This window comes from Lactobacillus sp. VURO6/B1 (VP7) (assembly GCF_058139575.1).
Genome location: NZ_JBVOWJ010000002.1, coordinates 46,082 through 63,485 on the forward strand (window position 1 = coordinate 46,082; position 17,404 = coordinate 63,485).

The 17,404-nt window shown below is 35.1% G+C and carries 16 protein-coding genes; 13 read left to right on the forward strand and 3 right to left on the reverse strand.

Going from position 1 to position 17,404, the window contains the following annotated elements; translation table 11 throughout:
* Positions 1-9: 9 nt before the first annotated feature.
* The 7 genes from ACZ2M0_RS01390 (at position 10) to ACZ2M0_RS01420 (ending at position 7,176) form a co-directional block, all read left to right on the forward strand.
* Entirely contained in the window at positions 10-1,629 is a 1,620-nt protein-coding gene (locus ACZ2M0_RS01390) for a peptide ABC transporter substrate-binding protein (protein ID WP_490058237.1), read from the forward strand.
* 77 nt (positions 1,630-1,706) lie between these two features.
* Positions 1,707-2,639 carry an ABC transporter permease gene (locus ACZ2M0_RS01395; RefSeq protein WP_223902434.1) on the forward strand — a complete coding sequence of 311 codons (933 nt, stop codon included), beginning with the start codon at positions 1,707-1,709 and terminating at the stop codon, positions 2,637-2,639.
* 2 nt (positions 2,640-2,641) lie between these two features.
* On the forward strand, positions 2,642-3,550 hold the full coding sequence (locus tag ACZ2M0_RS01400) for an ABC transporter permease (RefSeq protein ID WP_223902435.1): 909 nt from the start codon (positions 2,642-2,644) through the stop codon (positions 3,548-3,550).
* A gap of 5 nt (positions 3,551-3,555) precedes the next feature.
* The gene (locus ACZ2M0_RS01405; RefSeq protein WP_370466786.1) at positions 3,556-4,623 is read left to right on the forward strand and encodes an ABC transporter ATP-binding protein; all 1,068 of its coding nucleotides are present in this window, start codon (positions 3,556-3,558) and stop codon (positions 4,621-4,623) included.
* A 3-nt stretch (positions 4,624-4,626) separates the two neighbouring features.
* Entirely contained in the window at positions 4,627-5,529 is a 903-nt protein-coding gene (locus tag ACZ2M0_RS01410; RefSeq protein ID WP_490058238.1) for an ATP-binding cassette domain-containing protein, read from the forward strand.
* Between the two features lie 61 nt (positions 5,530-5,590).
* Positions 5,591-6,124: a ClbS/DfsB family four-helix bundle protein gene (locus ACZ2M0_RS01415; protein WP_462984974.1), complete on the forward strand. Its 534-nt coding sequence runs from the start codon at positions 5,591-5,593 to the stop codon at positions 6,122-6,124.
* A 293-nt stretch (positions 6,125-6,417) separates the two neighbouring features.
* Entirely contained in the window at positions 6,418-7,176 is a 759-nt protein-coding gene (locus ACZ2M0_RS01420) for a GntR family transcriptional regulator (protein WP_338211915.1), read from the forward strand.
* 69 nt (positions 7,177-7,245) lie between these two features.
* Here the strand turns inward: ACZ2M0_RS01420 and ACZ2M0_RS01425 are convergent, their stop codons facing one another.
* Together ACZ2M0_RS01425 and ACZ2M0_RS01430 are read right to left on the reverse strand one after the other, a co-directional pair.
* Positions 7,246-7,830, reverse strand: coding sequence for a TetR/AcrR family transcriptional regulator (locus tag ACZ2M0_RS01425; protein WP_462984975.1), 585 nt, complete (start codon positions 7,828-7,830; stop codon positions 7,246-7,248).
* A 303-nt stretch (positions 7,831-8,133) separates the two neighbouring features.
* Positions 8,134-8,874 carry a CPBP family intramembrane glutamic endopeptidase gene (locus ACZ2M0_RS01430; protein ID WP_490058239.1) on the reverse strand — a complete coding sequence of 247 codons (741 nt, stop codon included), beginning with the start codon at positions 8,872-8,874 and terminating at the stop codon, positions 8,134-8,136.
* Positions 8,875-9,162: 288 nt separating this feature from the next.
* Here ACZ2M0_RS01430 and ACZ2M0_RS01435 point away from each other — a divergent pair, with 288 nt between their 5' ends.
* Both ACZ2M0_RS01435 and ACZ2M0_RS01440 read left to right on the forward strand, forming a co-directional pair.
* Positions 9,163-10,011, forward strand: a complete 849-nt coding sequence (locus ACZ2M0_RS01435) for an aldo/keto reductase (RefSeq protein ID WP_490058240.1) — start codon at positions 9,163-9,165, stop codon at positions 10,009-10,011.
* Positions 10,012-10,217: 206 nt separating this feature from the next.
* A complete protein-coding gene (locus ACZ2M0_RS01440; protein WP_490058241.1) occupies positions 10,218-10,427 on the forward strand; it encodes a hypothetical protein in 210 nt (69 codons plus the stop codon).
* Between the two features lie 59 nt (positions 10,428-10,486).
* Here ACZ2M0_RS01440 and ACZ2M0_RS01445 read toward each other — a convergent pair whose 3' ends face one another.
* Positions 10,487-11,401, reverse strand: a complete 915-nt coding sequence (locus ACZ2M0_RS01445) for a LysR family transcriptional regulator (RefSeq protein ID WP_338211910.1) — start codon at positions 11,399-11,401, stop codon at positions 10,487-10,489.
* Between the two features lie 175 nt (positions 11,402-11,576).
* Here ACZ2M0_RS01445 and ACZ2M0_RS01450 point away from each other — a divergent pair, with 175 nt between their 5' ends.
* The 4 genes from ACZ2M0_RS01450 to ACZ2M0_RS01465 all read left to right on the forward strand — a co-directional run bounded on the left by ACZ2M0_RS01450 (position 11,577) and on the right by ACZ2M0_RS01465 (position 17,402).
* Positions 11,577-12,857: an SLC13 family permease gene (locus ACZ2M0_RS01450; protein ID WP_490058242.1), complete on the forward strand. Its 1,281-nt coding sequence runs from the start codon at positions 11,577-11,579 to the stop codon at positions 12,855-12,857.
* Between the two features lie 10 nt (positions 12,858-12,867).
* A complete protein-coding gene (locus ACZ2M0_RS01455; RefSeq protein ID WP_490058243.1) occupies positions 12,868-14,349 on the forward strand; it encodes an FAD-dependent oxidoreductase in 1,482 nt (493 codons plus the stop codon).
* A 477-nt stretch (positions 14,350-14,826) separates the two neighbouring features.
* Positions 14,827-15,975, forward strand: a complete 1,149-nt coding sequence (locus ACZ2M0_RS01460) for a CDP-glycerol glycerophosphotransferase family protein (protein WP_490058244.1) — start codon at positions 14,827-14,829, stop codon at positions 15,973-15,975.
* A complete protein-coding gene (locus ACZ2M0_RS01465; RefSeq protein ID WP_490058245.1) occupies positions 15,972-17,402 on the forward strand; it encodes an oligosaccharide flippase family protein in 1,431 nt (476 codons plus the stop codon). Before ACZ2M0_RS01460 ends, ACZ2M0_RS01465 begins: the two co-directional genes overlap by 4 nt.
* Positions 17,403-17,404 lie beyond the last annotated feature (2 nt).

The following is a 17,404-nucleotide window of genomic DNA, read 5'->3' on the forward strand; positions in this document are numbered from 1 at the left end:
GTGATATTTATGAAAAAAAGTGCTTTGCTTGCCACTGCGATAGCATGTGTAGGTTTGCTAATCACAGGATGCCAGAAAAATTCTAGTTCTGGTACTAAAAATCAAGATAAAATTACCGTTGTGCAAAATGCAACAGTTGACTCTCTTGACCCAATTTTAGCGTATCAAAACACCTCTTCAACTGTTGTAGCTAACACAATAGAAGGGCTTTATACTATTGATGCCCATGATAAGCCCCAATTGGCATTGGCCTCTAAAGTTAAAACGAGTAATCATGGACTCACTAAGACTTTTACTATTCGTAAAAACGCCAATTGGTCAAATGGTGATCCTGTAACGGCTAATGATTTTGTTTTTGCCTGGCGGCGGTTGTCTGATCCTAAGATTGCCTCAGCCTTTAACTTCCAACCAGGTGCTGCTGGCATTAAAAACGCTAATGACATTGTAGCTGGTAAGAAGCCGGTTAAGTCATTGGGCGTTAAGGCAGCAGGTCCTAAAACTCTCGTAGTGCAATTGGATCATGTTGTACCTTACATGAACAAATTGTTGGCATTCAGTGATTTTGCCCCTGTCAACCAGAAATACTTCCAAAAAACTGGTAAAAAATTTGCACAAGATTCCAATCACTTAATTTACTCCGGTCCATATCAAATCAAGGATTGGAAATTAGGCGATAACACTATCCAGTTAGTTAAAAATCCTAAATATTGGGATGCCAAAAATGTCAAAATTAAGAATGTTAAGCTTGATATTATTACGGACCCAGAAAAGGCAGCTATTGCATTCGAGAATGGCAGTGCAGACTATGTTCACTTAAGTGGTCAGCTTGTTTCTAAATATAGGAAAGATAAGAACTTTGTCAATGATGTTGGTAATTTTACTCAGTACATTATGTTTAATCTGAAAAAACCGGGATTAGATAATGCGGATCTGCGTAAGGCAATTTCTTGCAGTATTAACAGGAAAGAAATAACGACTCATATTCTAAAAGATGGCTCAATTCCTTCTCATTCAATGGTTATGAAAGATTTGGTTAAGAATCCAGCCACTGGTAAAGACTTTGCGGATGAATCAACTACTGACTTTTACGAGTACTCACCAGCTCAAGCTAAGAAGTATTGGAATAAGGCCAAGAAAGCAACCAATCTCAGGTCGTTTACCCTGCTTTATGATGACAGTGATCCCTCATACGCTAATGTAGCAGCTTATATCAAAGCACAAGTTGAAAAGCATCTTCCTGGCATGAAAGTGACGTTGCAGCAAGTAGCAAAGAAGACCAGAACTGATAAGATGTCGAAAGCTACTTATGATGCTACTTTAACTCGTTGGGGACCAGATTATGCCGATCCAACAGCGATCTTGAGTATGTATCAATCTAAGAACGACAGTAATTACGGCCGCTGGGCAAATTCAGAATTTGATAAGTTAATGGCTCAATCTGATCAAACAACTGATCAAGCTAAGAGATATAAATTGCTTCTTAAAGCAAATAATATCCTAATTGACAGTGCCTCTTGCCCACCGCTATATCAAATTGGCGCACCGGTTTTGCAAAGAGCAAATATTAAAGACTTACCGATGCATATTGCCGGTGTACCATTCTTCTTCAAATATGCTTCAATTAAATAATTTCACTATAAGTATTAACGGGGCTGGGATACAATCTCAGCTCTGTTTGCTTATTTAAGAAGATAGGAGGGAAAAACTTGAAAAAGTATGTCTTGAAAAGAATCTTAATTGCAGTGATTACTTTATTTTTGATTACTTTGATTCTTTTTATTATGGAAAAGGCTATGCCCGGTTCGCCATTTAATGATGAGAAAATGTCACATGCTCAAGTAGCAGCACTTTATCATAAATATGGTTTGGATGGTCCGGTGCCATTACAGTTTTTTAATTACTTAAAAAATATGTTGTCTGGCGATTTTGGTGTTTCGTACACAGTTCAGGTTAATACGCCGGTTACTACAATGATTATGCAACATTTTATTATTTCACTCCAGATAGGTTTACAGGCTACTGTACTAGGCTCAGTTTTAGGCTTTCTGATGGGAATTTTGGCAGCGATCAAAAGAGGTACAATTTGGGATAACTTAATGACTGGCATTTCTGTTTTAGGAATAAGTCTCCCTAACTTTGTGGTAGCTTTGATTGTTTCAATCATATTTTCTTACAAGTTGATGGTCTTTCCGGGAACATATCAACCCAGTCAGCCATTTGTTTCCAGTATTCTGCCAACAATAGCACTGAGTACTTTTACTATGGCAAGCATTGAACGATATGTTAGAAATGACATGATTGATATTATGAATTCCGATTATTATCGTTTGGCGGATTCAAAGGGAATAAAAAAGTTCCAATTAATCGGACATCATGTTATCAGAAACACTCTAATTTCAGTTATTACGGTTTTAGCACCGCTGATGATTGATCTACTTGCAGGAAGTATGGTAATTGAAAAAGCTTTTGCTATCCCAGGCCTAGGTACTTTGTATATTAGTGCTATACAAGCTAATGACTATAATGTAGTCTTAGGTATAACTTTCTTTTATGCAGTGCTTTTTATCAGCATTATGCTAATTGTTGACATTCTCTATGGATTAATAGATCCACGTATTAGATTAGATGAGGGCAAATAATTATGACTAATATAGAAAATGATGATTTTGAATTTGCCCATAAATCTGAAACGGTTGACCATTATTCTGGTAAATCTTATTCATATGGGCAGTTGGTTTGGCATCGCTTTTTGAGAAATAAGGGTGCGGTGATTAGCGCAGTTGTTTTAATTATTATTGCTTTAATAGCTGTTCTGGCACCTCATCTTAGTCAATACTCACCCACTACACCGTATCCTAACCAGTCTAATTTAGCTCCTGGTGTTAATGGTCATTGGTTTGGAACAGATAATTTAGGCAGAGACATTTTTGTAAGAGTTGCTGCTGGCACTTCAGTTTCACTAAGGGTTGCACTAGTGGCTATGGCAATTGATCTGGTTATTGGTACTAGTTATGGCCTGATTTCAGGATATTTTGGTGGCAAAATTGATTTATTCATGCAAAGAATAACAGAAATTCTCAGTACTATTCCTATGATCATTATTGTTACTTTGCTGGTTTTGGTCATGAAACCTGGTCTAGTAAGCATAATTACGGCAATGATGATTGTCGGTTGGATTAATATGAGTAGAATAGTTCGCGCACAGGTGTTGGAACTGAAAACCAGCGAGTATGTTTTGTCTGCAAAGACAATGGGCGAATCTGATATTAAAATTATTTTCTCTCAAATTTTACCCAATACATTGGGACAAATAATTACCACATTTATGTTATCTATTCCGAATGCCATTTTTTTGGAAGCATTCCTGGCTTTTATCGGTTTAGGTGTTCCCGCCCCATTAGCATCATTAGGAACGATGATCAATGATGGTTACACACAGGCTATCGTTTATCCGTACATGGTTATTTTCCCCGTTTTGTTTTTAGCACTAATTATGCTGAGTTTTAATATTATTGCAGATGGCTTACGGGATGCTATTGAAGGAAGTTAGGTAAGATTATGACTGAAACAGTTTTAGAAATAAAAAATTTACAGGTGGCCTATCATACCGAGCATGGAGAAGTACAAGCTGTTAGAGGGATAAGTTATCAGGTAAAAAAGGGTGAAACAGTTGCTTTAGTTGGTGAATCCGGTTGTGGCAAGTCAGCTAGTGTAAAGCCAATCATGGGCGAAAAAGAGGCTAATCAAATAATTAAATCTGGTGAGATCAATTTCACCTATCAGACTGAAAATGGTCCGCAAACTGTTGATTTATTAAAACTTAGTCCTAAGATTATGCAAAATCGCATTAAGGGCAAAGAAATAGCAATGGTTTTTCAAGATCCGATGACCTCTCTTGACCCCACCATGAAAATTAACAAACAAATTGCTGAGGCAGTTAAATCTTCTCATCCTGAAATGAACAAGGAGCAAATCAATGAACGAGTGCTTAACTTAATTGAAACTGTTGGTATTCAAAACATGAAAGTTGTGCAAAACCAGTACCCGCATCAGCTTTCTGGAGGGATGAGACAGAGAATTGTTATTGCCATAGCCTTGGCAGGAAATCCCAGTTTACTGATCTGTGACGAGCCAACTACGGGTTTGGATGTTACTATCCAGGCTAAAATTTTGAACCTGATTAAAGATATCCAGAAGAGTAGGAAATTATCTGTCATTTTTATCACTCATAATCTGGGAGTAGTTGCTAATATTGCAACCTATGTGAACGTCATGTACGCTGGAAAAATAGTTGAGACAGGAACAAGTCAAGATATCTTTTTTGAACCTCGCCACCCATATACTTGGGGACTGCTTGAATCAGTACCTGATATCAATGAAAAAGTTGACGAACTGCCAACTATTGCTGGCACGATTCCAGACTTGACACAGCCGATTGTTGGTGATGCGTTTGCTCCGAGAAATAAGTACGCCTTAAACATTGATTTTAAAAAGCAACCACCAATGTTTAAAATTAATGACCACCATTACGCTGCAACTTGGCTCTTAGATAAAAGAGCTCCCAAAGTACCAATTCCGGCAGTTTTGCAAAAGCGAATTTTAAAAATGAAGGGGGCATCATAAGCAATGACTAAAAATATCCTTGAAGTTCATCATTTGAAGCAATATTTTCCAGTTGCAAATAAAAAAGTAGTTAAAGCGGTAGATGATGTTTCTTTTAATATTACTAATGGTGAAACTTTTGGCCTGGTAGGTGAATCAGGAAGTGGAAAGACCACTATTGGCCGCTCTATTATTCGTCTTTATTGGCCTACTGCAGGCGAGGTGATTTTTGAAGGTGAACAAATAGCAGGTCAGTTAAGTAAAAAGCAGACTGCTAAATTGCGCAAAGACATGCAGATGATTTTTCAGGATCCTATGTCTTCACTAAATCCTCGTAAAAAAGTCGGTGATATAGTCAAGCTGGGGTTAGATATTCATTACCCAGAATTATCTAAGGATGAAAAACTGCAAAAGGTTATTGAAATGTTAAAAATAGTTGGTCTTGACTCATCCTTTGTTAATCGTTACCCGCAAGAACTTTCAGGGGGCCAAAGACAAAGAGTAGGTATTGCTAGAGTAGTTATCATGCATCCTAGACTTATTATTGCGGATGAAGCTATTTCTGCTTTGGACGTTTCAGTACAAGCTCAGGTTGTCAATCTTCTCCAACGAATACAAAGAGAAAGTGGTAGCGCCATGCTCTTTATTGCCCATGACTTGGCAATGGTTAAGCACATTTCAAGTCATATAGGTGTAATTCATTTGGGACATATTGTCGAAATTGGGCCGACGGAAGCAATATTTGACGATCCTGTACACCCTTATACTAAAAGCTTGCTAACTGCTATTCCCACTACTAATCCAGTAGCTGAACAAAATAAAAAATTATCAAATTATCATGCTTTTAGGCAACAATATGAAAATAAGGAAATGGCAGATTTAGGCAATGGTCACTATGTAATAGACGATGGGTCGTGGACTAAGTAAAACCCTTTATGATAAAATATTGATAATTAATTTTTAATATTATCAAGAAAAGGAAAAACAGATGCCACGTCCTAAAAGCAAGCAAGAATTAGTTGATGCAAGTAATTTGTCATACCAAAAGATAGTTGACTTAATTGCTAAGTTGCCGGAAAAAGCTCGCACTGGCAGTTTCAATTTTGATACGAGTAAATTAAAAGAAGCTCATTGGAAGAGAGATCATAATGTACGTGATGTTTTGATGCACTTATATGAATGGCAAAAATTGTTGCTAGAATGGGTTGAGAGTAATCAATCCGGTAAAAGCAAAGAATTTCTGCCTGAAGGGTATAATTGGCGCAATTATGGTGAAATGAATCAAGAATTTTGGCAAAAGCACCAATCTACCTCACTTGCAGAAGCAGAAAAGCTGCTGGCAACTAGTCATACACAAACGATGGCTTTTCTTGATACCTTTACGGAAGAACAACTCTTTCAAAAAAATGTTATTCCTTGGACTGGTAATAATGCATTAGGTACTTACTTCATTGCAAATACTTGCAGTCATTATGAATGGGCTTTAAAGAAGTTACGAAAATATCAAAGATCCTTGAAATAAGGGCTTATGAAAACCGTTAGCGTAAAAGCTAGCGGTTTTTGTTTTGGATGAGCCACTTGTTTAAATAAATCAAAAGTTTGACAATTTATTTATAAAAAATTCTGATGAAAAACTTTTATAGCTAAGGCTCTAAAGCAATATTTCAGGCTTTAAAATATTTTTAGAGTTTTTTAGTTAGTATAATCGCCCAAACTTTTCATACAGTTATAATTTTAAATGACTGTTATACTAATCTTTGAGTTTGTTATTTCTATTTTAATTTAGTAATATTGAATGATTAAGGAAGTGTGATAATGAATTCTGTAAAAACAATTGCTGGTGTACCACTTTACAAAAAAATTTACTTAGATATTAAACAAAAGATTCAGCAAAACATCTTAAAAACTGACGAAAAATTGCCAAGTGAACAATATTTATGTCAAAAATATCAGGTTAGCAGAATAACAGTGCGTAAAGCTCTGAAATTACTGACCGATGAAGGACTGGTAGTTACTATCCAGGGTAAAGGCTCCTATGTTAATGTCAAAAAGTTGACGGGGAGGCTGGAACAAATTGAAGGATTTTCTGAATTTGCTGAGTCGCGATCTAAGACAAATAAAAAGGTCATTTTAAGAAGAGAAATATTACAAAATGCTCAAATTGCTAAGATTTTACAATTGCCTGAACAAGCAGATTTAGTCTACATTAAAAGAATATCCCAAACAGGAAACGTGCCGATGGCAATTGATGAGGCGTGGTTATCAGGTGAACGTTTTCCTGATTTGCTCACAAATATTCATGAAGACACTTCACTATACCAATACCTAGCAGATAAGTATCATGAAACTTTAGCAAGTTCATATCGTGAAATTAGTACCATCTTACCCAGCAGTGAGCAAGCTAGATTATTGGCATTAACAAATGTAGTGCCACTATTTGATGTGAACAAGACTGTTTATAATCAATTTGATCAACCACTAGAGTTTTCACATTATGTGGTAAGAGGAGATAAAATGGTTTATACTATTGACTCCAAAAATGACAGCAATATTTATCTTAATAACAAAAAGTGATCATATACTTGCAAATTTTTCATTATAAAAAAACAGTCAGTTGGACAATAAATTCAACTGGCTGTTTTGTTAATTTCCAGGCTTTAAATGGTGAGCGTAGGTGCGAATATTATTTTGCACAAAAGCGTTTGACTGAGTTTGAAAAACAGAATTAGGAAAAGAATGCTGCATGATAGCTTGACCTAAATTGAGTAAAACTAAGTTGTCAATCTCAACCTTTTTATCTATATCTTTAGCAATTTCTCCTTTCTTCTGCATTTGCTCAAACTCTTCAGTTAAAATTTCTCTGAGTAAATCAAGTAGTTTTTTTATCACTGTTTGCAGTTCCGGTAAATTTTGAGATTCACGAATGCCGGTTAAAAACAATGCTAGATGTTGCTCTATGAAGCTTTGACATATATTAGACAAATTTATAATGTCCTTTTCTAAATCGCCGACTAACTGATAGTTTTTACCGATTAGTTGTATATCATTATGGTACTCAGATACAAGTTGCTGTAAAATGCCGTGTTTATCTTTAAAATGCCTAAACAAGGTGCTTTCGTTAACTCGAGCAACTTGAGCAATTTTTTTAGTAGTGGTTCTTTGATAGCCATTGTGAATTAATAATTGTGAAAAAGCTAATAAGATTCTTTGTTCAACATCACCGCTCATTTTGACTACCCACCTTAACTCAACTTTTGAATTTTCAACTTTGACTGCTTGTGTCTAATTGTAACAATTATCACATTAACTAACAAGGCGCCAAATATAAAACACATAATCGCATTTGTTATTGTGTTAAAAATCCACTACTATAAATTAAAACTATTTTTTATTCTATAGTAGACTTGTAAGCAATATTGAGTCTAACTGAGTATCATTTCTTTTTCCTAAGAAGATCTAATTTAGAGCGAAAATAAAAATCATAACCAAAAAAATTTCAGTTATGATTTTAAATTTATTCAAAATACTTTTCTACTTTGTCGCTAACAATAAAATTAGGAAAGCTAATGTATCAAATAAGAAGTGGACTAAAAAGCTGACCCAAATATTATGGGTTTTGATGAAAGCCCAATTTAAAACTAGACGTGTAAATGCCAATCCTAATATGACATAACCCAGATTGTAGTCATAAGTTGACAAGTGCAGTAGGGCAAATATTAAAGCCGAAACAATATTACCCCATAATAGAGGGTGAGGCATATGGCAAGAATTAGCTAACTGGGTTACAGCTAATAAAGGCATGATCGCTAAAAATTCTTCACCCAGTATTTGGATAGCGCTGCTAAAGCGTTGATAAAGGAAAATTAACCAAACATGAGGCGTCTTCATAGTCAATCCTGCAGCTGCATTACCCGAAACAGAGCCAAATAATTTTTGAGAAATAGTTCCTGATAAAACTGATACAATATAGGCAAAGATAAAAAAGACAAGAATCCAAAGCCATTCTTTAGCATGTGGTACATGAAATAATTGGTGCCATCTTTTGTCAGTAGCAATTTGTACACCGATTATTTGAATTACTAAAAAAATGGTTACAATTAACAATTGAAAACAAGCAGCTGCTAAAGAGGGATGATTTTCATCAAAGACCAAGAAGTCCGACACTTGTATACCAGGCATGATTAAACAACAGTATGCAATTATATTCGCTAATAATATTAGTAACCATTTTTTACCAGATAAGTGAAATGAATTTGTTAAATTATTTTTCATTGAAATTCACCTTTTTATTTTTGATTCTATATTGCCACTCTAAAAAATACAATCGCAAAGCTTGTGAAAAATAATACAATATGATTTTACCTAATTTTTTGCTAATGTTTTGATATTTCAACTTAAAGGTGGATTTGCACAAATAGAGACTAGTGGAACAAGTGTTACAATTAATTATATTAGGTTTGAAAATTTATAGTGTAGGTTATATAAAATTGAGTTTTACGCTAAAATTTAAATAATCATATATACACAATAGTTTAAAATGGAAACATAAGGAGGCAACTTATGAAAAATATTACTATCAATAATCAGGTCTTGCCAGCTTTAGGTATTGGAACTTGGGAAGTGGGGGACAATCCCAAAGTTAGAAAAGAGGAAATCAAAGCTATTCGAGCAGGACTTGATGCAGGTTTAAAGGTGATTGATACAGCCGAAATGTATGGTAACGGTCGTTCGGAAGAATTAGTGGCTGAGGCGCTAAAGCCCTATCAAAGATCACAAATATTCCTAATTTCCAAGGTTTTGCCGCAAAATGCTTCTAGCCATAAAATGCGACAAAGCTTGGAAGCCAGTCTAAAAAGATTACAAACTGATTATTTGGATCTGTACCTTTATCATTGGCGCGGAATGGTACCTCTGGCAGAGACTGTTTCAGAACTGCAGTCCTTACAAGATGAAGGACTAATTCGGTCTTGGGGCGTATCAAACTTCGACATCGATGATATGGAAGAATTATGGCAACTGCCAGAAGGCCAAAATTGTGTTGTTAATGAGGACTTATATAATTTAGAAACTAGGGGAATTGAATATAGTCTTTTACCTTGGCAAAGAGAGCATCAAGTTCCATTAATTGCTTATAGTCCTTTAGGACGTGGACCAAAAATGGGCAGCACAATGATGAAAAACCAGGCGGTTTTACAAGTTGCTGAAGAACATGAGGCAAGTCCTTATCAAATTTTGCTTGCTTGGGTAATGCAACAACCAGATGTTATGGCGATACCAAAAAGTAGTAGTTCAAAGCACTTATTATCTAATCTGAAAGCGTTAGATATTGAGTTAACTCCGGAAGACTTACAAGTTTTGGAACAAGCTTATCCGAAGCCAGATCATAAAGAGCCCCTGGCAATATATTAAAAATAGTGCAAGGTGATGTGAACCCCAAAATTAGGACACCTTTTTAGCTGCAAGCTGTCTTACTCTTAAATCTCCAATGACTGTTTTTAAAAAATAGGTCTTAATTATATTAAGTTGAATCAATCTTTAGATACTTTTTTCGATGGTAAACTGCAACGTTCCAAATTAGTCAAATTTTTATAAAATAAACAAGTAAAATTTTAATTTTGGATAAGCTCACAAGTGGTTTACAAGAATATAATATTCAAAATTTAATTGATTTTTTTCAAAACACAATTGCAGAAGGCGATTTAACTATAATCATCGTCGAACATAATTTATGTTTAATTGGTCAAGCTGATTTGGTTATTGATATTGAATCGTATGCTGATAAGAGAGTGGAAAAATTTTGTTTGCAAGTAAACCGAGACAATTAGTAAAATAAAAAAACAACTTTGATGGTTGTGGCAATGAAGAAATACTATCAGACTTAAGTTTAATTATTCCATTTCTCTTTGATCAAATTTATTGCCTTGCGCATATTAATTATCACGTCCTTAAAATAAGGCGCGCTTTCTTTCTCTTTGACATATCCCAGACCATATTTAGTTGTATAATCCCAATCAAGATAGCGGTAAAACACATCTTGATTATTGTAATCATAGGCAAAACTGGGGACAATGGCGATGCCATCTTTTGCTTGAACCAGCATGGTAGCTAGCGAAACTTTATGAATAATTTGAATTTCAAGAGCATTATCAGAAATTTTTTCTTTTAATGCTCTTTTTAATTTTGCTACAGAAGATAAAGGAGTCTTACCATCCCAGAGAAAAATTTTTTTGTTTAATGCAGAAATTGGCACTTGAGCGTATTTTTTCAGCGGACTATCTCTACGGATGATCACCGAGAAACCTGCTTCGATCATCGGTGAGTATGGCAGACTATTTTGTGCGAAAAAGTCTGACTGATAAATCATAAAATCAATTTCATGTTTTGCTATTTTATCTAAAATTCCAGGCTGACTTAGACTGATTTCTTTAAGTTCAATATTCCATTTGCTTCTCTGTTGCATGAGTTGAATAAAAATAGGCAAGAATTGTTTTTCAAAAGGCAATCCCGAATAACCAATTGAAATGGTATGAAGAGTAGTTATTTTGCTATCTTGCATTTTTTTGATTGCATTTTCCATTTCAGTTGTCAACTTTAACAGTATTTGATAAAAGTATTGTCCTTCTTTTGTAAGTTGAATTTGCCTATGATTATGCCATATCAAGGTAACTCCAATTTCTTTTTCTAAATTGTGAATATTTTTAGATACTGTAGGTTGCGCGAGATATAATTCCTGAGCTGTTTGAGTAAAATTTAAGGTTTTTCCTAGGGATAGGAAGCATTTAATTTGTGTGGAGTTCATTTTATTTATTCTAATTTTCTATACATCTATTCTCTTTCATATTAATCATACAATTTTCTCGATGATAAACTCAATTCTGTAAGCGAAAACAATCCTAATAAAACGAAGGCAGTGATTGAGATGTAAAAAAATAAAAAATTTTTAGTTCAATTACATAGAAGATAAGGAGAATATCATGAATCCAATGACTATAACATTACTCATAATGTTAGCCGTTATTATAGCATTCATTTCTGGGAAAATTGCAATTTCATTAATTGGCGTCATAGTTATGTTTGCTTTAGCAATTTTTCAAGTATTACCACCTCAAAGAGCGTTTGGAAATATTACTAATACATCCGTAATTTTGTTTGCTGCAATGTTTGTAATAGGAAAGGGAATACAGAAAACCACGCTTATTACAACAGCCGCGAAATTTGTCGAAAAATTTAAAGATAATCCAAGATTGTTAAACTTTTTTACTTGTATAATTGCAGCGCTTTTAGCCATAGTATCAAACGGTACAATTGCCTTAGTTATTATGCTGCCGATACTTTGTGGCATTTGCGACGATATTGGTCTATCGAGAAGTAAAATTTTATATCCCTTTGAAGTCACTGCGGTTTCTGCCGCTGGCTCTTGGTTTTTAGGCGTTGGTGCCTTAAATATGTCTTGGTCAAGTGTCATGATGAAGTTAGGAGCTAAAGCTCCCGTTAATATCAACGATTTCTTGATTGCCAGAATACCTTTTTTGGTAGCCGTTATTCTTTATATGACTTTTATTGGCCCAAAATTGCTTCCGAATAAGAGCAATGATGATCTTAAAAAATCTTCCCCCGAGTATTCAAAAAATAAAAAGGAGGAAGTCTTACCAAAAAGTAAGAATATTTTAGGAATTTCAATTAGTGCTGTTACCATAATTTTAATGATCTTTTCATCATACATCCATGTTGATTCATATATTATAGCCCTGGCAGGTGCATTACTGATGGTATTAACTGGTGTTTTAAGTAATAAAGAAGCTCTAAATGCTTTAAACTTGAATATTATTTTATTAATTGCTGGAATGCTGGGATTAGCTGATGCTTTACAAGCTACTGGTGCCGGCAAAATGGTGGGCAATGCTATGGCAAACGTTGCTAAGAGCATCAGTAATCCATTTTTAATGATGGGTCTGTTTTTCTTAGTGGCAATCATTATAGCAAATTTGATCGGTGGTTTAGCTGCTGTTTCAATCTTGGTACCTTTGTGGACACTGACTTGTTTAAGAATGGGACTTGATCCCAGAGGGGCAGTTCTGGCTGCTGCTACCGCAAGTTCTTTTAGTTTCTTAACACCAATTGGTGGGCATAGTTTGCCACTAATAATGGATGCAGGTGGTTATAAATTAAATGATTTTTTAAAGTGTGGATTACCTCTAGCCGTCATACTTTGTATTTTAGGCTGCGTAGTAACACAATTAATGTACCCGTTATAAGGAGATAAAAATGAAAAATAAATATGATATTCTTGTAGTAGGTGGCTCTAATTCAGGTAGTTTTGCTGCAACGGCAGCAGCTGAAGCAGGAGCAAAAGTTTTAGTAATTGATAAAAGCAGTACGGTCGAGCACCTATTCCGTCACTGGCTTGGAGGAGTTAACTCTAAGGCTCAAGATCAGGCGGGGGTTCATATTGATCAAGAAGATTTAGTACAATTTTTAACTGCTTTTACCCAAGATAATGTTGACCAATCCTTAATACGCACATGGGTAGAAAATTCTGGTAAAACCATGGATTGGCTGGAAGAAAAAGTTCTAAAACCAAATGGGGCACATTTGTACAGTGAAAAAGATGCGCATTATGAAACCTTGATCAATAAGGCTTTTCCAACTGAACATCATGTAACCAAAGATGATCACTCCGATGATAAGGATTATGGCAATTACCTCATTGATTACGCACGTAAATTAGGTGTTGAATATAGATTTAATACTAAACTTGAACATTTACTAACTGCAAGTGATGGAAAAGTCGTTGGTGTTCAGGTAAAAGATACTAAGACAAATGAAGTTTATGAAATAAGTGCAACAAAGGGCGTTATTTTATGTACCGGAGGTTATGGGGCCAATAAAGCACTATTGCAAAAATGGAATCCTACAATTTTGAAGAAATGTTGCTTTACCCAAAGTCCTCGTGATGATGGTTCTGGTATTATTGCGGCTCTAGAGGTAGGGGCTGTTAAGGATGATGAGGCAGCATCAATTATTTTTGATCGAGGTGCCGTTCCCGTAGGTACAAACACCAAGGACACGTATCACATTGACTGGAGAAATAATCAGTACAATATTGGGTCCTTCCCCTTTTTAAAGGTCAACTTAAATGGTCAAAGATTTTTCAATGAGAGTGCGCCTTATCAGTTTGACATGAATGCTTTAATGCATCAGCCGGGTAATATTGAAGTTTTAATCTGGAATGAAGAAACTATGAATCGTTTAAAAGAGTTTCATACTTTAGGCTGTTCCCGTGTTGGCTGGCCGGGGAATAAAGAGATAGCTGGTCGCAAAAAACAAAATGAAGAAAAGATTCAAGAAGGTCTGGTGCAAAAAGCAGATACAATCTCTGAACTGGCTACAAAGCTGCAATTGCCTCAAGATCAATTAGAAAAGACTGTCGCTCGATATAATGAACTGGCTCATAAAGGTGTAGATGAGGATTTCGGCAAGGAAAAATCACGTTTGCTGTCGATCGAAGGTGCACCATATTATGGTGCGTGGTTTAGCGGTATTTTACTAGCAACTTTAGATGGATTGCATATCAATAAGTACATGCAAGTGCTTAATAGTACTAATCAACCAATTCCAGGCTTGTATGCTGCCGGTAATTGTTCCGGAGGATTTTTCTGGGGTTCATACGAAGACAGAGTTCCTGGTTTAACATGCAGTCATGCTCAAACCTTTGGCAGATTAGCAGGTCAGTATGCTGCTAAATAGTAATTTTATTTCTTAGTTTTATGCAATAAAAAACTTAATTTTATAACAAAAAGGGCCTGTCAAAGTAATTATCTGACAGGCTTCTTGTTTTTCTAAATTTTAAGAGTTTCGCAAGAGTAAAAGTAATATTTGTAAAATATTTTGGAAATATAGAACAAGTCCTACTATAATATCTAACTTTTCTTTAAAAACTATAATAGATAAAAATTAGCCATACATTGGACTTATTAATTGTTGGACCAGTGGCAACATTTGCTGATAACGAGCCAAATAATTTTTCAGAAACCGTTCCTGATAAATCAGAAAATATGAGACTGATACTAAATTGGCAAAATGGTTTTTATTACAAGAATAAGCATTTCGAGAGTTCTATATAGTTAGAATCATTAAAAAACTAAAAAATAAAGTAAAAAAGCTTGAGTTCTCTCAGGCTTTTTCTGTACTCTTATACTAGGTAAGAGATTGGGAAGTTGAATAATGAAGAGTTTTTTGTTTCGTTTATATTTAGCGGCAATGAAGTTAATTGCTCGTTTCACACCAGTGCAAGATAATAAAGTGGTTATACTTAATGGCGCAGGTAGATCGGGTTCAAATGGTTATTTATTTGGCAAATATTTGAAGAAAAATCATCCTGAATATGAAGTTATTACCGTTGAACCATGGCCGTCTTCACATTTATCTTTAAAAACTTGGCGACAAATTGGTGCAGCAAAGTTTGTGTTAACGACACACCAGCCATTTAAAGTTCATGCTGGACAAATCAATATTCAGTTCTGGCATGGTATTCCACTCAAGCGTATGGGATTTATGGCTAATAATACTAGTCGCAAAACTGATCAGCATAATGCTAATTTGTGGCAAAAAAATGCGGATATCGTGTGCTCGAGCAGCGATTTATATGAAAGTTTAATGAGTGCTTGCTGCGCGATTGAAACTAACAAATATCGAAAAACTGGGTTTCCTCGTCTTGATGCCTTGAAAAATCCTGCTATTAGTAAAAAGAAATTATTAACTGACTTATTCAAAGCTGAGGATAATGATGCTCAAATTGGAATATACATGCCAACTTTTCGTTATGAAATGGATGATCGACAAATTATGACGCAAGTTGAGCAGGGTAATTTCTTTGCATTGCCTGATTTTGATGCAGTGAAGCTGAATAATTCTTTAAAAAAGAACCATCAGTTTTTAATAGTAAAGTTGCATCCTTATGAAATGAACCTGTTTAAACACCTGCGGAGCAGCTTTTCAAATATTGCCTTTCTCAATAACGACTATTTGTATCAACTTGATATTGATTTGTATGAACTTTTAGGTAATACAGACTTTTTAATTACTGATTATTCTTCGATTTATTTTGATTATTTAAATATTGACAAACCAATCATATTTATTACCAATTATTTGCGGCAATACGAAAAAAAACGGGGACTTTTAATGGGACCTTATGAAGAAATTGTGCCTGGAGTGTGCGTGAAAGCACAGCAGGAACTTATTAAGGCACTTGTAATGCCAGATCAATTCAGTCAGAAGCGGCACTACTGGCTAAATCTAACTAATGAAGTGCAGACCGATTCAAACTGTGAAAATGTATTTAAATTGTTAAAAATAGAGGGTAAGTTGTGAAAAGAACATTTTTAAACATTCTATATAATGCGGTTTATCAAATATTTTTGGTATTAGTACCACTAATAACCGTGCCTTACCTTTCCCGAATTTTGGGCCCTAAAACATATGGTATTTATAGTAATGTGAATAATATTGTTCAGTTCTTAATGATATTCTGTACCCTGTCTGTGTCATATATTGGTATGAGGACCATTTCGCAGATTAGAGCTTTTGGCAGTGGCCAAGATTTAACCAAAGCCTTTTGGGGATTGTGGTACTTTCAGGCCATAGCTGGATTCGTCACAATAGTGATAGTGATTGCTGTAACCAGTTTTTTCCATATTAAGTACGGTCAATATTTGTTATTAATGGTGCCTTACCTCATTTCAGCCCAAGTAGATATTTCCTGGTTCTTTCAGGGACTGGCTGATTTTGGCCGAGTGGTTTTAAAAAATACTGCCGTTAAACTAGTATCTGTTATCTTGATTTTATTATGGGTTAAAAGTCCCGGTGATCTTTGGAAGTATATGTTGATTATGTCGGTTTCAACTATGTTAGGGTCATTTGTCTTTTGGTTTGATATACACCGTTATGTAGGTGGACCGGTCAAACACTTTTACCAATATCGCGCGACTGTTAAAGCAATCTTTACCCTTTTAATTCCGCAAATTGCCACGCAAATTTATACCTCGCTTGACAAGCCTATTTTAGGACTTTTTCAAAATTCCACTCAGGTTGCCTTTTACGACAATTCCCAAAGAATTTCCAATATGGTTTTGGGAATTGTGACCAGTATTTCCTTAGTGATTATGCCTAAAATGGCGGGTGAAGGTAAAAAAGAACAACGAATAGTTTTAAAAAAATCTTTGGAAGCGACAGTGATGCTAGGGACATTATTTGCAGTTATTATTATGGCGAATACTAAAGAATTTGTGCCTTTCTTTTTTGGGCATAAATTTATCCCAATGACGCCTTTGATGTTCTTCTTCACTTTGACCATCATAATGATTCCAACAGGTGGAGTTTTTGCTAACCAATTTGCCCTTGCTAATCACCGAGACCGAGATTATGCTATTCCCGTGATAGTCGGCGCAGTGTTAGAAATAGTATTGAGCTATTTTTTGGATCGGTTTTATGGTGCAACGGGAGCAATGATTGCAATTTTAATTACCGAGTTTATAGTTTTGCTTTTACGACTATGGATTGTTCGGGATGGTTATGATTTTAAATATTCTTTTCGTGAAATTCCTAAATATTTCCTAATTGCAATTATTGTTTTGGCAGCGGGGATGCTTCTGCCACAATTGTTTGCATCAGCATTTCTTAACATGCTAGTCAAATCAATCATTATGCTTGTTTTGTATATCGCTTTAATGTTCTTGTTGAAACTAGACTTTAATCAAGACATAATTTTGCTATTAAAGAAATTTTTTACTAGAGGTTAACT

Bases quoted from the DNA above. Each gene is read 5' to 3' on its own strand.
- ACZ2M0_RS01445 (WP_338211910.1), bottom strand. From the start codon at position 11,401: ATGAACTCCACACAAATTAAATGCTTCCTATCCCTAGGAAAAACCTTA.
- ACZ2M0_RS01415 (WP_462984974.1), top strand. From the start codon at position 5,591: ATGCCACGTCCTAAAAGCAAGCAAGAATTAGTTGATGCAAGTAATTTG.
- ACZ2M0_RS01455 (WP_490058243.1), top strand. From the start codon at position 12,868: ATGAAAAATAAATATGATATTCTTGTAGTAGGTGGCTCTAATTCAGGT.
- ACZ2M0_RS01420 (WP_338211915.1), top strand. From the start codon at position 6,418: ATGAATTCTGTAAAAACAATTGCTGGTGTACCACTTTACAAAAAAATT.
- ACZ2M0_RS01410 (WP_490058238.1), top strand. From the start codon at position 4,627: ATGACTAAAAATATCCTTGAAGTTCATCATTTGAAGCAATATTTTCCA.
- ACZ2M0_RS01390 (WP_490058237.1), top strand. From the start codon at position 10: ATGAAAAAAAGTGCTTTGCTTGCCACTGCGATAGCATGTGTAGGTTTG.
- ACZ2M0_RS01425 (WP_462984975.1), bottom strand. From the start codon at position 7,830: ATGAGCGGTGATGTTGAACAAAGAATCTTATTAGCTTTTTCACAATTA.
- ACZ2M0_RS01400 (WP_223902435.1), top strand. From the start codon at position 2,642: ATGACTAATATAGAAAATGATGATTTTGAATTTGCCCATAAATCTGAA.
- ACZ2M0_RS01435 (WP_490058240.1), top strand. From the start codon at position 9,163: ATGAAAAATATTACTATCAATAATCAGGTCTTGCCAGCTTTAGGTATT.
- ACZ2M0_RS01450 (WP_490058242.1), top strand. From the start codon at position 11,577: ATGAATCCAATGACTATAACATTACTCATAATGTTAGCCGTTATTATA.
- ACZ2M0_RS01430 (WP_490058239.1), bottom strand. From the start codon at position 8,874: ATGAAAAATAATTTAACAAATTCATTTCACTTATCTGGTAAAAAATGG.
- ACZ2M0_RS01460 (WP_490058244.1), top strand. From the start codon at position 14,827: ATGAAGAGTTTTTTGTTTCGTTTATATTTAGCGGCAATGAAGTTAATT.